The 521-nt window shown below is 70.8% G+C and carries 1 protein-coding gene and 1 pseudogene; one reads left to right on the forward strand and one right to left on the reverse strand.

Annotated elements, in window-relative coordinates:
- A pseudogene (locus CCN51_RS59045) lies at window positions 1-167 on the forward strand (RidA family protein); the annotation flags it as partial.
- A gap of 98 nt (window positions 168-265) precedes the next feature.
- On the opposite strand, the gene CCN51_RS52450 reads toward CCN51_RS59045, so the two are convergent.
- Window positions 266-521: cytochrome P450 (locus CCN51_RS52450; protein ID WP_143676267.1), on the reverse strand; the 256-nt coding region annotated here is incomplete at its 5' end.

Genomic DNA, 521 nt, shown 5'->3' on the forward strand with positions numbered 1-521 from the left:
TCGTCGACTGGACGCCCGACAAGATGCCCGCGCTCCTGGAGGGGATCTCTCGGGCGGCCGCGAAGCTGGGGGTCACCCCGACCCCGCCGGCCACGCTGCTGGGCGTTGCGGCACTGGACGTACCCGACCACCTCGTCGAGATCGAAGCCACCGCGATCCTCGACTGACGTCCCACCGCATTCCGGGAGGTCACCTCGGCCGGGCTCGCCACGAAGTGGCGAAAAGCCGCTCCCGGCACTCGGGAGCGGCCTTTGCGACGCTGCGGTCACGCCGTCGGGATCGTCAGCCGAAGCGACTCCATCCCGATGTTGGCGCGTACCAGCCTGGCCCGGGGCGAGGTGCCCTCGGCGATGGCGTACTCAGGGATCCGGCGGTGCCACTCCTCGAAGAGGAGCTGCATCTCCAGACGCGCCAGATGCGTGCCGAGGCAGCGGTGGACGCCGACGCCGAAGCTGGTGTGCGGGTTGTCCGGGCGGTGGAAGTCGATGTCGTGGGGGCGCGGCCAGCAGGTCTCGTCCCGG

It is taken from the genome of Streptomyces milbemycinicus (assembly GCF_002154605.1).
In the GTDB taxonomy this organism is placed as follows: Bacteria; Actinomycetota; Actinomycetes; order Streptomycetales; family Streptomycetaceae; genus Streptomyces; species Streptomyces milbemycinicus.